The sequence below is a fragment of the Burkholderia sp. BCC0506 genome (assembly GCF_902833145.1).
Classification (GTDB): domain Bacteria; phylum Pseudomonadota; class Gammaproteobacteria; order Burkholderiales; family Burkholderiaceae; genus Burkholderia.
Window position 1 is genome coordinate 75553 of record NZ_CADFEN010000012.1, and the last position, 12796, is coordinate 88348.

The window sequence follows — 12796 nt, forward strand, 5'->3', positions numbered from 1 at the left end:
ATCGATGCGATAATCGTGCATTAAATCGCAAATCAATGCGGAGAATGCTCATGCTGGAACTCGATCACTTCGATCTCGCGCTGCTGGACGTGCTGCAGCGCTTCGGGCGCGCGACGCATCAGCAACTGGGCGAGGAGGTGCCGCTGTCGCCGTCGCAGATCGGCCGGCGGCTGCAGCGGCTCGAGGCGGCCGGCGTGATCGAGGGCTACCGCGTGATGCTGCGGCCGGAGAGGCTCGGGCTCGGCGTGACTGCGTTCACGAGCCTGAAGCTCAAGCATCACGGCGATTCGATCATCGAGCAGTTCCAGCAGCAGATCGACGTGCTGCCCGAAGTGCTCGAATGCCACGCGGTGGTGGGCGATGCCGACTACCTGCTGCGGATCGTCGCGCCGGATCTCAACGCGCTGTCGCAGTTCGTGATGAAGAAGCTGATGCGGGTGCCGGGGGTCGACAGCGTGCGCTCGAACATCGTGCTGACGACTTTCAAGCGCAACGGCGCGCTGCCGCTCGCGCACCTGGCGCCGGGCGCCGCGTGACGGGGAGGCGGCAGCGGCGCCGGCACTGAAGGCGGCACGCGCGGCGCCCGCCTTCGGTGGGGCCGGATCAGGCCGTTTCGGGCTGGGCGTCGGCGTTCAGCAGATCGACGTACGCGACCGCGACGAGATCGTCCTGCGCCACGCCGAGCTTCGCGAATACCTCGTGCGCTTCCGCTTCGCCGCCGGCTTCGTCGTCGTCGGGGCCGAGCACGACTTCGAGCTCGATGAAATCGCCGAGACCGTCGACGCGGTCGAGGTGGATGCGCGTGCGGCCGGCGAGGTACACGTGCCGCTCCTTCGTCACGATCCCGCGCGTGGTCAGCGCGGTCGCGAGCAGCGAATGCATCGCGTCGGGGTTCGTCACCGGGCTGCGCGTGTAGTACGACGCCTTCGGGCCGTCGCGGTCGTCGCGCTGGTAGAAGATCAGCTCGGCCGGCGTGCCGTCCTCGAAGCGGCGCAGCTTCAGGCGTCCGCGCGGTACGTCGTAGAAGAAATCCTGCTGGCGGTAGAACAACGGCGCGTCGGTCGCGAGCTGAGCCGCCCGTTCGCGCAGACGGTCGAATTCGCGGGCGCGGGCTTTGATCTCGATGTTGCGGGCCATGCGGGTCTCCTTCAATCGGGGTCTCGCGGTGTGCGAACGCACAATCTAGCAAAAAGCCTGCGATGGTGGCGTGACGAGCGGACGAGGGCGGCGACACGACGCGGGCGGAGGAGTCTGCTCACGACGGCGATCCGCGGCATGCGTCAGGTACCGGAACCCGAGGCGCGACCGCCCGCATCGACATCAGCATCGCTCATATCGCCCACTGCGCTTCGATCAGCCGCAGCGCGGCCGCGATCGCCGGTTCGTCGCGCCGTGCGGCGAGCGAAACGAACGTCAGTTCGGTCGGCACCGTCACGCGCTCGACGATCGTCAGCGCATGCGCGTGCGCTTCCGCCAGCGCGGTCGAATCGCGTGCGAGCGTCAGCCCGATCCCCGATTTGACGAGGTCGAGCATCGACTGCTCCTGGTCGACTTCGGCGACCTTCAGCGGCTGCGCGCCGGCCTGCGCGAACCGCCGCGACAGCAGCCGGTGATGCGCGGACGCCGGCGGCGTCCAGATCCACGGCAGCGCGGCGAGCGCGCGCCAGTCGTGCGCGCGCTGCACGCGCTCCTTCCAGCCGGCCGGCGCGAGCACGCGGTACTGGAAATGCGTGAGCGTGACGGTGTGGAACAGCGCACCGTCGAGCGGATCGTCCTCGCCGGGCCGGCCAATGTAGTAGCCGACGTCGAGTGCCTGCGCGCGCACCTGCTCGATCACCCAGCCCGACATTCCGTGCCGCAGCGCGGTCTCGATCTGCGGATGGGTCTCGACCAGCGCGCGCAGGAAGCCGCCGAGCCGCAGGAACCCCGGATCGAGGATCGTGCCGATCCGCAGCCGGCCGCGCACCTCGTGCCGCAGCGCGGCCGCCGCGCGTTGCACGTCGGCGGCCGCGGCGAGCGCGCGTTCCGCATGCGGCAGCAGCGTCTGGCCGTCGCGCGTCAACGCAAGCCCGCGCGACGTGCGCGTGAACAGCGCGACGCCGAGCGTTTCCTGCAGATGCTTGATCTGCAGGCTGACGGCCGGCTGCGTGAGGTGCAGCTGCGCGGCGGCGCGCGTCAGGTTGCCTTCGCGCGCGACCGTCGCGAACGCGCGGAGCAGGGTGAGATCCATCGTCGTGATATGAGCCTGGCTTATAACGCAGTTCAGCATAACTCATTGGATCGGCGGGCGGGCGCGGGAGTACGCTGCTTCGGTCGCATCGCCCGCGACGCACTATGCTGAAAGCGAAGCGCGGGATCGATCCGCGATGCACAACAAATCAGGAGACACGTCGTGACGACTCAACGCACGCTCGAGGGCGAATTCGACTACGTGATCGTCGGCGCGGGCACCGCGGGCTGCGTGCTCGCGAACCGCCTGACCGAGGATCCCGACATCCGCGTGCTGCTGCTCGAAGCGGGCGGCAAGGACGACTATCACTGGATCCATATCCCGGTCGGCTATCTGTATTGCATCGGCAACCCGCGCACCGACTGGCTGTACAAGACGCAGCCCGAGGCGGCGCTCAACGGCCGTACGCTGTCGTATCCGCGCGGCCGCGTGCTCGGCGGCTGCTCGTCGATCAACGGGATGATCTACATGCGCGGCCAGCGCGAGGACTACGACAACTGGGCGCAGGAAACCGGCGACGCCGGCTGGTCGTGGGACAGCGTGCTGCCGATCTTCAAGCGCAGCGAGGATCATCATGCGGGCGCGAGCGACGCGCACGGCGCGGGCGGCTACTGGCGCGTCGAGAAACAGCGGCTGCGCTGGGAAATTCTCGAATCGTTCGCGCAGGCCGCGCAGCAGACGGGCATTCCCGCCACCGACGATTTCAACCGCGGTGACAATGCCGGGGTCGGCTACTTCGAGGTGAATCAGAAGCGCGGCGTGCGCTGGAATACGTCGAAGGCGTTCCTGCGGCCCGCGATGGCGCGACCGAACCTGACCGTGATCACCGGTGCGCAGGCGCAGCGCGTGATCTTCGACGGGCGGCGCGCAGTGGGCGTCGAGTACCGCGGCGGCGGCACCGACTACGTCGCGCGGGCACGAGCGGAAGTGCTGCTGACGTCGGGCGCGGTGAATTCGCCGCAACTGCTCGAACTGTCGGGCATCGGCGATGGCCGGCGGCTGCAGGCGCTCGGCATCGACGTCGTGCAGGATCTGCCGGGCGTCGGCGAAAACCTGCAGGATCACCTGCAATTGCGGATGGCGTTTCGCGTCGACGGCGTGCGTACGCTCAACACGCTGTCCGCGCACTGGTGGGGCAAGCTGATGATCGGCGCCGAATATGCGCTGCTGCAGCGCGGGCCGATGTCGATGGCGCCGTCGCAGCTGGGCGCATTCGCGAAATCGGATCCGGACGATCCCGCACTCACGCGCCCCGATCTCCAGTACCACGTGCAGCCGCTGTCGCTCGAACGTTTCGGCGAGCCGCTGCACCGCTTCAACGCGTTTACGGCGTCGGTCTGCCATTTGCGGCCGAGCTCGCGCGGCAGCGTGCATATCGCGAGCGCCGATCCGGGCAGCGCGCCCGTGATCGCGCCGAACTATCTGTCGACCGATCACGATCGGCACGTTGCCGCGAACGCGCTGCGCCTCACGCGCCGCATCGCATCCGCGCCGGCGCTCGCGCGCTATCGCCCCGAGGAAATCCTGCCGGGCCCGCAGTACCGGACCGAGGCCGAGCTGATCGACGCGGCCGGCGCCGTCGGCACGACGATCTTCCATCCGGTCGGCACCTGCCGGATGGGGCGCGTCGACGACGCGCGCGCGGTGGTCGACAGCCGGCTGCGCGTGCGCGGCATCGCCGGGCTGCGGATCGTCGATGCGTCGGTGATGCCGTTCATCACGTCGGGCAACACCAATTCGCCGACGCTGATGATCGCGGAGCGCGCGAGCGACATGATTCGTGCCGACCGCCGTGCGGCGCGCGAAACGACGTCGGTGCGAACCGAGGCCGCGGTGACGGCTGCATGAAGGTGCGCTGACGCGCGCGCCAGCGAGCGGCCATGCGAATGCCCGCTGATTCGCCGTGCGAAACAAGCTGCCGTCGCGTGCGCGCGAACGGCAAGATCCGTGCAAGCCGCGCCGTCGCGCGGCTTTTTTCGCACATGCACGCCCGGTTCTGCAGCAGGCCAACGCGTGATGATGCACGCGTCAAAAAAGGGCGGTGAAAAACCGCGCGAAGTCTCGGCCGATATGGCGGCCAGCCCTATAAGTGCAAATCCCGATGATTGCACTGCACCAACGGCGCGACAATGTTCTGTAATGTGCATACGCGTCGGCGCGGGAGACCACCCTCGAGGCGTACCACGGCGCCCGGGGGCAGCCCGCTGATCCGCTGACCTGTTCGCGGCCGCTCGCGCCAGGCTTCCCGGTGCTTCGCCTGACTTCGTACGGAAGGGAACATGATTCTCGGCGACACGATTCTGGAAACACGCGGACTGACGAAGGAATTCAGGGGCTTCACCGCCGTGAATGGCGTCAACCTGCGCGTGCGGCGCGGTGCGATCCACGCATTGATCGGCCCGAACGGCGCGGGCAAGACCACCTGTTTCAACCTCCTCACCAAATTCCTGACGCCGACGGCCGGCCAGATCGTCTTCAACGGCATCGACATCACCGACGAGCGGCCCGCGCAGGTCGCGCGGCGCGGCATCATCCGCTCGTTCCAGATCTCGGCCGTGTTCCCGCACCTGAGCGCGCTGCAGAACGTGCGCATCGGCCTGCAGCGCGCGCTCGGCACCGAATTCCATTTCTGGCGCAGCGAACGCACGCTGAAGCGGCTCGACGATCGCGCGATGGACCTGCTTACGCAGGTCGGCCTCACCGATTTCGCGCACGTGCCGACCGTCGAACTCGCGTACGGCCGCAAGCGTGCGCTCGAGATCGCGACGACGCTCGCGATGGAGCCCGAACTGATGCTGCTCGACGAGCCCACGCAGGGGATGGGCCACGAGGACGTCGACCGCGTGACCGCGCTGATCAAGAAGGTCGCGAGCGGCCGCACGATCCTGATGGTCGAGCACAACATGAACGTGATCGCGGGGATCTCCGACACGATCACCGTCCTGCAACGCGGCGAGGTGCTGGCCGAAGGCTCGTATGCGGAAGTGTCGAAGAATCCGCTCGTGATCGAGGCCTACATGGGCAGCGCCGACGCGGCGCTCGCGGGGGCGCACGCATGAAGCACAGCGAACGGGAGGAGCGCGAATTGAGCGGCGTCGAGAGCGGTACGCCTGCGCTGGAGATCACGGGCCTTCAGGCCTGGTACGGGGAATCCCACATATTGCACGGCGTCGACCTGACCGTGCATCGCGGCGAGGTCGTCACGCTGCTCGGCCGCAACGGCGCGGGCCGCACGACGACGCTGCGCGCGATCATGGGCCTCACGGGCCGCCGCAGCGGGTCGATCAAGGTCGCGGGCCACGAGACGATCGGCCTCGCGACGCACCGCATCGCGCATTACGGGATCGGCTACTGCCCGGAGGAGCGCGGAATCTTCTCGAGCCTGTCGTGCGAGGAGAACCTGATGCTGCCGCCGCTGATCGGGCCGCGCGAGCACGCGATGTCGCTCGACGAGATCTACGCGATGTTTCCGAATCTCGCGTCGCGCCGGCGGAGCCAGGGCACGCGGCTGTCCGGCGGCGAGCAGCAGATGCTCGCGGTCGCGCGGATCCTGCGCACCGGCGCGAACCTGCTGCTGCTCGACGAGATTTCCGAAGGCCTGGCGCCGGTGATCGTGCAGGCGCTCGCGCGGATGATCGTCGCGCTGAAGGCGCGCGGCTACACGATCGTGATGGTCGAACAGAATTTCCGTTTCGCCGCGCCGCTCGCCGACCGCTTCTACGTGATGGAGCACGGCAGCATCGTCGAGCATTTCCGCGCATCCGAACTGGAAGGCAAGATGCCGACCCTGCACGACCTGCTCGGGGTGTGACGCCGCCCGTTTCCCTTGCCGCTAGCCGTGGCGGCCCTCGAACAACCACAACGCATCAGAACAACAGGAGACGTCAATGAAAATGAAGACCCTCGCACAGGCCTGTCTCGCATTCGCGGCCGCCGCGTTCACCGCCGGCGCCGCCCACGCGGCGGATACCGTGAAGATCGGCTTCATCACCGACATGTCGGGGCTCTACGCGGATATCGACGGGCAGGGCGGCCTCGAGGCGATCCGCATGGCGGTCGCGGACTTCGGCGGGAAGGTGCTCGGCAAGCCGATCGAGGTCGTCTATGCCGACCACCAGAACAAGGCCGACATCGCCGCGTCGAAGGCGCGCGAATGGATGGACCGCGGCGGTCTCGACCTGCTGGTCGGCGGCACGAACTCGGCCACCGCGCTGTCGATGAACCAGGTCGCGGCCGAGAAGAAGAAGGTCTACATCAACATCGGCGCGGGCGCCGATACGCTCACCAACGAGCAGTGCACGCCGTACACGGTTCACTACGCGTACGACACGATGGCGCTCGCAAAGGGCACCGGCTCGGCGGTGGTGAAGCAGGGCGGCAAGACGTGGTTCTTCCTGACGGCCGACTACGCGTTCGGCAAGGCGCTCGAGAAGAACACGTCGGACGTCGTGAAGGCGAACGGCGGCCAGGTGCTCGGCGCGGTGCGCCACCCGCTGTCCGCGTCGGATTTCTCGTCGTTCCTGCTGCAGGCGCAATCGTCGAAGGCGCAGATCCTGGGCCTCGCGAACGCGGGCGGCGACACGATCAACTCGATCAAGGCCGCGAAGGAATTCGGCATCACGAAGACGATGAAGCTTGCCGCGCTGCTGATGTTCATCGACGACGTGCACAGCCTCGGCCTCGAAACGACGCAGGGCCTGGTGCTGACCGACAGCTGGTACTGGAATCGCGATGCGGCGTCGCGGCAGTGGGCGCAGCGCTACTTCGGCAAGATGAAGAAGATGCCGTCGAGCCTGCAGGCGGCCGACTACTCGTCGGTGACGACGTACCTGAAGGCCGTGCAGGCCGCCGGTACGACCGACTCCGACAAGGTGATGGCCGAGCTGAAGAAGATGAAGATCAGCGACTTCTACGCGAAGGGCTATATCCGCCAGGACGGCAGCATGATCCACGACATGTACCTGATGGAAGTGAAGAAGCCGTCGGAATCGAAGGAGCCGTGGGACTACTACAAGGTGCTCGCGACGATTCCGGGCGAACAGGCGTTCGGCACCAAGCAGGAAACGCGCTGCGCGCTGTGGAAGTAAGCGCTGCGTAGCGGCGCGCGCGAGTCGCGCGCCGCGCGGCGGCGGCCGCAGCGACGTGCCTGCTGCGCCGCTCGCGCGCGCAACGGCCGTAAGGTTGCGTGCGCAACGAAACTCATTCTGACGGCTAAGTCGATGGAAATCTTTGGCATTCCGTTGCCGGCGATGCTGAGCCAGTTGCTGCTCGGGCTCGTCAACGGCTCGTTCTACGCGATCCTGAGCCTCGGGCTCGCGGTGATCTTCGGGCTGCTCAACGTGATCAACTTCGCGCACGGCGCGCTGTTCATGCTGGGCGCGATGCTCGCGTGGATGGGCCTGTCGTATTTCGGGCTGCCGTACTGGGCGATGCTCGTGCTGGCGCCGCTCATCGTCGGCGCGTTCGGGATCGCGATCGAACGCTCGATGCTGCGCTGGCTGTACAAGCTCGATCACCTGTACGGGCTGCTGCTCACGTTCGGTCTCACGCTGGTCGTCGAAGGCGTGTTCCGGTCGATCTACGGGTCGTCGGGCCAGCCGTACGACGTGCCGTCGCAACTGGCCGGCGCGACCAACCTCGGCTTCATGTTCCTGCCGAACTACCGCGCGTGGGTAGTCGTCGCGTCGCTGGCGGTGTGTCTCGCGACGTGGTTCGTGATCGAGAAGACGCGGCTGGGCGCGTATCTGCGCGCGGGCACCGAGAACCCGAAGCTCGTCGAGGCGTTCGGCGTGAACGTGCCGATGATGATCACGCTCACCTACGGCTTCGGCGTCGCGCTCGCCGCGTTCGCGGGCGTGCTGGCCGCGCCGGTGATCCAGGTGTCGCCGCTGATGGGCCAGCCGATGATCATCACCGTGTTCGCGGTGGTCGTGATCGGCGGGATGGGCTCGATCCTCGGCTCGATCGTCACGGGCCTGCTGCTCGGCGTGATCGAGGGCTTCACGCGCGTGTTCTACCCCGAAGCGTCGGCCACCGTCGTGTTCGTGATCATGGCGATCGTGCTGCTGTTCCGCCCGGCGGGCCTCTTCGGCAAGGAAAAATGATGCAGAGAAAAGTGCTCTACGGCGTGCTGCTCGCCGCACTGCTCGTGGCGCCGTTCGTCGGCGCGTATCCGGTGTTCGTGATGAAGGTGCTCGCGTTCGCGCTGTTCGCGGCCGCGTTCAACCTGCTGATCGGCTATACGGGGCTGCTGTCGTTCGGCCATGCGATGTTTCTCGCGACGGCCGGCTATGCGACCGGCTATTCGATGCAGACGCTCGGTTTCACGCCGGAGCTCGGCGTGCTGGCCGGCACCGTCGCCGCGACGCTGCTCGGGCTCGTCGTCGGGCTGTTCGCGATCCGCCGGCAGGGCATCTACTTCGCGATGATCACGCTCGCGTTCGCGCAGATGGTCTACTTCATCTACCTGCAGGCGCCGTTCACGCATGGCGAGGACGGCCTGCAGGGCGTGCCGCGCGGCCGCCTGTTCGGGCTGCTCGACCTGTCGAACGACGTCGCGCTGTACTACGTCGTGCTCGCGCTGGTCGTGGCCGCGTGCGCGTTCATCGTGCGGGTCGTCCATTCGCCGTTCGGCCAGGTGCTCGTCGCCATCAAGGAGAACGAAGCGCGCGCGATCTCGCTCGGCTACGACACCGACCGCTTCAAGCTGCTCGCGTTCATCCTGTCGGCCGGGCTCGCGGGGCTGGCCGGTTCGCTGAAGGTGCTCGTGCTCGGCTTCGAGACGCTGTCGGACGCGTACTGGACGATGTCCGGCCTCGTCGTGCTGATGACGCTCGTCGGCGGGATGGGCACGCTGTTCGGGCCGCTCCTGGGCGCCGCGCTGATCGTCGCGCTCGAAGACCGGCTCGGGGACATCGGCGAATGGCTCGCGTCGACGACGGGCGTCGCGTGGTTCCATTCGCTCGGCGAATCGGCGACGATCGTCACCGGGCTGATCTTCATCGCATGCGTGCTGGCATTCCGGCGCGGCATCGTCGGCGAGATGGTCGCGCGGATCAAGCCGCTCAGGGCGTCGTCGTGAGCGTGCCGGGCGCGTCGCCGCGCGTTGATGCGAAGCACCATCCGGCACGCGCGGGAAGGGCGCCGCAACGGGCTCGCGCCGGCACCGCGCGGCAGATTGGTGCCCCATTTTCGTGCGGCAATGCACCATAGGGGTAAATGCTAAGTTGTCGTGGTGCTTAAGCCTCTTTAAGATTCACCTCAGTTCTGATGCACCGCGAAACGAATTTGCAGGTGGAGAACGAGGAGACAATCGAGGCACAAAGTGCCCGGACCCCAAAGCGCTGTTGGACGGAATCCAACAGCGCTTTTTCATTTGCGTGCACGGATGCCATCGATGGTGCATCGACCCGCGGCGATCTTTCCCGCGCCTGCATTCGCACCGCATCTCTTCCGCGCTTCGCTGCGCTCCCCCGTTTTCCCGTTCCCGTCATTCGTTTGCAGACAGCGCACTTTCGCGCACAGGCTGTCCGGGCTTACCCGGTTGGCGTGCGCGAAACGCGTCCGTTACACTCGGCTTTCGCCGACCGAGCGGTCGGGAAAACGGTCGGCAGTTCTCCTACAAGCAGAATGCAGAAGAGGGAGTACGGTTGGATGAGCAGCGCAGGACGATGGTTCGGGGCAGGAAGGGCGGCGGGCGCCGCACGTTCGCCGCGGGGTGTGGCGACGGTCATCGCGGCTTTCCCGGGCCGTTCCGTGGCCTGTATGCGCGCTCCGACGCCATCGGATGTCGTTGCGTTCGCATCCGTATCCGCATCCTCATGAGCCGCCGGTTTGCCGACGTTTCTTCGCACGCGTACCCGGCCGCATCGGGCCGTAACGGCGTGCATTCCCGCCGTCGTTGCGCACGCACCGGTTTTCCGTGCGATTGCGCGTTTCTTCGCGTCCTTCATCCTGACGACATTGCTGCTGCGCATCGTGATGGTCGAATGACCGTTCCGGCCGGCATGCGGCGCATGGGTGCGAGGTTTCACGGGAAAACGAGCATGGGCGCGGATGAGCGAGATAATTAAGATATTAACTTGTTTGGGAAGCGGGAGCCGCCCGAGCCACCCGTGGATTTTTCGAGCAGCGTTTGGAGACAACGTAAATGAAGATGAATCGATGGATGGAGGCCCTGCTTGCCGCGGGCCTCGTGTGTGCGGCGGCTTCGGCGTCGGCGCAGGTGAAGATCGGCGTGACGCTGTCGGCCACCGGCCCGGCCGCGTCGCTCGGGATTCCGGAAAAGAACACGATCGCACTGCTGCCGAAGGAGATCGCGGGCAAGAGCGTGCAGTACATCGTGCTGGACGACGCGTCCGACACGAGCCGCGCGGTGCAGAACGTGCGCAAGCTGATCGACGAGGACCACGTCGACGCGATCATCGGCTCGTCGGTCACGCCGAACTCGCTCGCGATGCTCGATCCCGTGTCGCAGGGCAAGACGCCGACGATCTCGCTCGCGGCGAGCGCGCAGATCATCGCGCCGATGGACGCGAAGCGCGCGTGGATGTTCAAGGTGCCGCAGAACGACCAGCTGATGGCCGACGCGATCGCCGGCTACATGGCCAAGCACGGCGTGAAGACGGTCGGCTTCATCGGTTTCGCCGATGCGTACGGCGACAGCTGGTACAAGACGTTCGATGCGGCGGCCGCGAAGAACGGGCTGAAGCTCGTGTCGAACGAACGCTACAACCGGACCGACGCGTCGGTGATGGGGCAGGTGCTGAAGCTGCTGGGCGCGAACCCGGATGCGGTGCTGATCGCGGGCTCCGGCACGCCGGCCGCGCTGCCGGCCAAGACGCTGAAGGAGCGCGGCTACAAGGGCAAGGTGTACCAGACGCACGGCGTCGCGAACAACGATTTCCTGCGCGTGTGCGGCAAGGACTGCGAAGGCGAGATCCTGCCGGCCGGGCCCGTGCTCGTGACCGACCAGCTGCCCGATTCGAACCCGGTGAAGAAGCCGGCGCTCGGCTACAAGGCCGCGTACGAGAAGGCCTACGGCGCGGGTTCGCTGTCGACGTTCGGCGGCCATGCGTGGGATGCGGGCCTGCTGCTGCAGCGGGCGATCCCGGAAGCGCTGAAGAAGGGGCAGCCGGGCACCGAGGCGTTCCGCGAAGCGCTGCGCGCGTCGCTCGAAAGCGTGAAGGACTTGCCCGTCTCGCACGGCGTGATCAACATGACGGCGACCGATCACAACGGCTTCGACACGCGTGCGCGCGTGATGGTGCAGATCGTCGACGGCAAGTGGAAGCTGCAGGCCGAGTAAGCATCGCGTGAAACCGGCGTGCGCGGCGCGTACGGCGCCGCGCACGCCGTCGGCAGGGTGACGGGCCTGATGGCCGCTCCCGTGCCGCCTGGAACCACCGGGGCCCGCCGCATGGCGCGCGACGGGCCGATCGCGTCGCGCGCGCCCCGGGCGTTTTCCGCCTTTCGTTTCTCCGCAGCATTCTCTCGATACACGACACGTATGGATCTCTCGATTGCGGCGATCCTCGCGCAAGACGGCATCACGACCGGCGCCATTTATGCATTGCTGTCGCTGGCGCTCGTACTGGTGTTTTCCGTCACGCGGGTGATCTTCATTCCCCAGGGCGAGTTCGTCGCCTACGGCGCGCTGACGCTGGCCGCGTTGCAGGCGCAGAAATTCCCGGCCACCTGCTGGCTGCTGTTCGCGATGGGCATCGCGTGCTTCCTGCTCGAAGTCGGCGGCCTGATCCGGCATCGCGAACGCCGCCATCAACTCGGCCGCACGCTCGCGACGCTCGGCAGCCGCTACGTGCTGCTGCCCCTCGCGGTATTCGCGATCACGCGCAGCTTCGCCGCGCAGCCGATGCCGATGCTCGCGCAGATCGCGCTGACGCTCGCGATCGTCGTGCCGATGGGGCCGTTCGTCTACCGGCTCGTGTACCAGCCGATCGCCGAAGGCACGACGCTGCTGCTGCTGATCGTGTCGGTCGCCGTTCATTTCGCGATGGTCGGCCTCGGCCTCGTGATGTTCGGTGCGGAGGGTTCGCGCACCAACGGGTTCTCGGATGCGTCGCTCGCGCTCGGCAGCATGACGGTGTCGGTGCAGAGCATCCTGGTCGTCGTCACGGCGCTCGTGCTGATCGGTGCGCTCTACGTGTACTTCGGCCGCACGATCGCCGGCAAGGCGCTGCGCGCGACGTCGGTGAACCGGCTCGGCGCGCGACTCGTCGGCATCGGCACCACCGAAGCGGGGCGGCTCGCGTTCACGTTCGCGGCGGGGCTCGGCGTGCTGTCCGGCATCCTCGTCGGCCCGCTGACGACGATCTACTACGACTCGGGCTTCCTGATCGGCCTGAAGGGCTTCGTCGGCGCGATCATCGGCGGGCTCGTCAGCTATCCGCTCGCGGCCGCCGGCTCGCTGCTCGTCGGCGTGCTCGAATCGTATTCGTCGTTCTGGGCGAGCGCGTACAAGGAGGTGATCGTGTTCACGCTGATCATTCCGGTGCTGCTGTGGCGGAGCCTCGTGACGCCGCATGCGGAAGAGGAAGAGGAGTAACG

11 protein-coding genes are annotated in these 12796 nt (G+C 67.0%); 9 read left to right on the top strand and 2 right to left on the bottom strand.

Annotated elements, in window-relative coordinates:
• The first annotated feature begins 50 nt into the window (after positions 1-50).
• Positions 51-536 (top strand): Lrp/AsnC family transcriptional regulator, encoded by a 486-nt coding sequence (locus HWX62_RS25395; protein ID WP_034188251.1) that lies wholly within the window; start codon positions 51-53, stop codon positions 534-536.
• 67 nt (positions 537-603) lie between these two features.
• On the opposite strand, the gene HWX62_RS25400 is transcribed toward HWX62_RS25395, so the two are convergent.
• A complete protein-coding gene (locus HWX62_RS25400) occupies positions 604-1137 on the bottom strand; it encodes a class IV adenylate cyclase (protein ID WP_175930971.1) in 534 nt (177 codons plus the stop codon).
• A gap of 193 nt (positions 1138-1330) precedes the next feature.
• Positions 1331-2230 carry a LysR family transcriptional regulator gene (locus HWX62_RS25405; RefSeq protein WP_175930970.1) on the bottom strand — a complete coding sequence of 300 codons (900 nt, stop codon included), beginning with the start codon at positions 2228-2230 and terminating at the stop codon, positions 1331-1333.
• Positions 2231-2392: 162 nt separating this feature from the next.
• On the opposite strand from HWX62_RS25405, the gene HWX62_RS25410 reads away from it, so the two are divergent.
• From HWX62_RS25410 to HWX62_RS25445, 8 genes are all read left to right on the top strand, one after another.
• The gene (locus tag HWX62_RS25410) at positions 2393-4078 is read left to right on the top strand and encodes a choline dehydrogenase (RefSeq protein ID WP_175930969.1); all 1686 of its coding nucleotides are present in this window, start codon (positions 2393-2395) and stop codon (positions 4076-4078) included.
• 431 nt (positions 4079-4509) lie between these two features.
• On the top strand, positions 4510-5289 hold the full coding sequence (locus tag HWX62_RS25415; protein WP_027783147.1) for an ABC transporter ATP-binding protein: 780 nt from the start codon (positions 4510-4512) through the stop codon (positions 5287-5289).
• Positions 5286-6041 (top strand): ABC transporter ATP-binding protein, encoded by a 756-nt coding sequence (locus HWX62_RS25420; protein ID WP_175930968.1) that lies wholly within the window; start codon positions 5286-5288, stop codon positions 6039-6041. Before HWX62_RS25415 ends, HWX62_RS25420 begins: the two co-directional genes overlap by 4 nt.
• A 76-nt stretch (positions 6042-6117) precedes the next feature.
• Positions 6118-7317: an ABC transporter substrate-binding protein gene (locus HWX62_RS25425; RefSeq protein WP_175930967.1), complete on the top strand. Its 1200-nt coding sequence runs from the start codon at positions 6118-6120 to the stop codon at positions 7315-7317.
• Between the two features lie 132 nt (positions 7318-7449).
• Positions 7450-8334, top strand: a complete 885-nt coding sequence (locus HWX62_RS25430; protein WP_175930966.1) for a branched-chain amino acid ABC transporter permease — start codon at positions 7450-7452, stop codon at positions 8332-8334.
• Complete coding sequence (locus tag HWX62_RS25435; protein ID WP_175930965.1) at positions 8334-9311, top strand: branched-chain amino acid ABC transporter permease; 978 nt, start codon at positions 8334-8336, stop codon at positions 9309-9311. Before HWX62_RS25430 ends, HWX62_RS25435 begins: the two co-directional genes overlap by 1 nt.
• Positions 9312-10379: 1068 nt before the next feature.
• Positions 10380-11537 (top strand): ABC transporter substrate-binding protein, encoded by a 1158-nt coding sequence (locus tag HWX62_RS25440; RefSeq protein WP_175930964.1) that lies wholly within the window; start codon positions 10380-10382, stop codon positions 11535-11537.
• A 201-nt stretch (positions 11538-11738) separates the two neighbouring features.
• Positions 11739-12794, top strand: a complete 1056-nt coding sequence (locus HWX62_RS25445) for a branched-chain amino acid ABC transporter permease (protein ID WP_175930963.1) — start codon at positions 11739-11741, stop codon at positions 12792-12794.
• The last annotated feature ends 2 nt before the right edge of the window (positions 12795-12796 follow it).

What these genes read in the sequence shown, in the direction of transcription:
- HWX62_RS25395 (WP_034188251.1), top strand. Translation starts at nt 51, where the DNA reads ATGCTGGAACTCGATCACTTCGATCTCGCGCTGCTGGACGTGCTGCAG.
- HWX62_RS25400 (WP_175930971.1), bottom strand. Translation starts at nt 1,137, where the DNA reads ATGGCCCGCAACATCGAGATCAAAGCCCGCGCCCGCGAATTCGACCGT.
- HWX62_RS25405 (WP_175930970.1), bottom strand. Translation starts at nt 2,230, where the DNA reads ATGGATCTCACCCTGCTCCGCGCGTTCGCGACGGTCGCGCGCGAAGGC.
- HWX62_RS25415 (WP_027783147.1), top strand. Translation starts at nt 4,510, where the DNA reads ATGATTCTCGGCGACACGATTCTGGAAACACGCGGACTGACGAAGGAA.
- HWX62_RS25420 (WP_175930968.1), top strand. Translation starts at nt 5,286, where the DNA reads ATGAAGCACAGCGAACGGGAGGAGCGCGAATTGAGCGGCGTCGAGAGC.
- HWX62_RS25425 (WP_175930967.1), top strand. Translation starts at nt 6,118, where the DNA reads ATGAAAATGAAGACCCTCGCACAGGCCTGTCTCGCATTCGCGGCCGCC.
- HWX62_RS25430 (WP_175930966.1), top strand. Translation starts at nt 7,450, where the DNA reads ATGGAAATCTTTGGCATTCCGTTGCCGGCGATGCTGAGCCAGTTGCTG.
- HWX62_RS25435 (WP_175930965.1), top strand. Translation starts at nt 8,334, where the DNA reads ATGCAGAGAAAAGTGCTCTACGGCGTGCTGCTCGCCGCACTGCTCGTG.
- HWX62_RS25440 (WP_175930964.1), top strand. Translation starts at nt 10,380, where the DNA reads ATGAAGATGAATCGATGGATGGAGGCCCTGCTTGCCGCGGGCCTCGTG.
- HWX62_RS25445 (WP_175930963.1), top strand. Translation starts at nt 11,739, where the DNA reads ATGGATCTCTCGATTGCGGCGATCCTCGCGCAAGACGGCATCACGACC.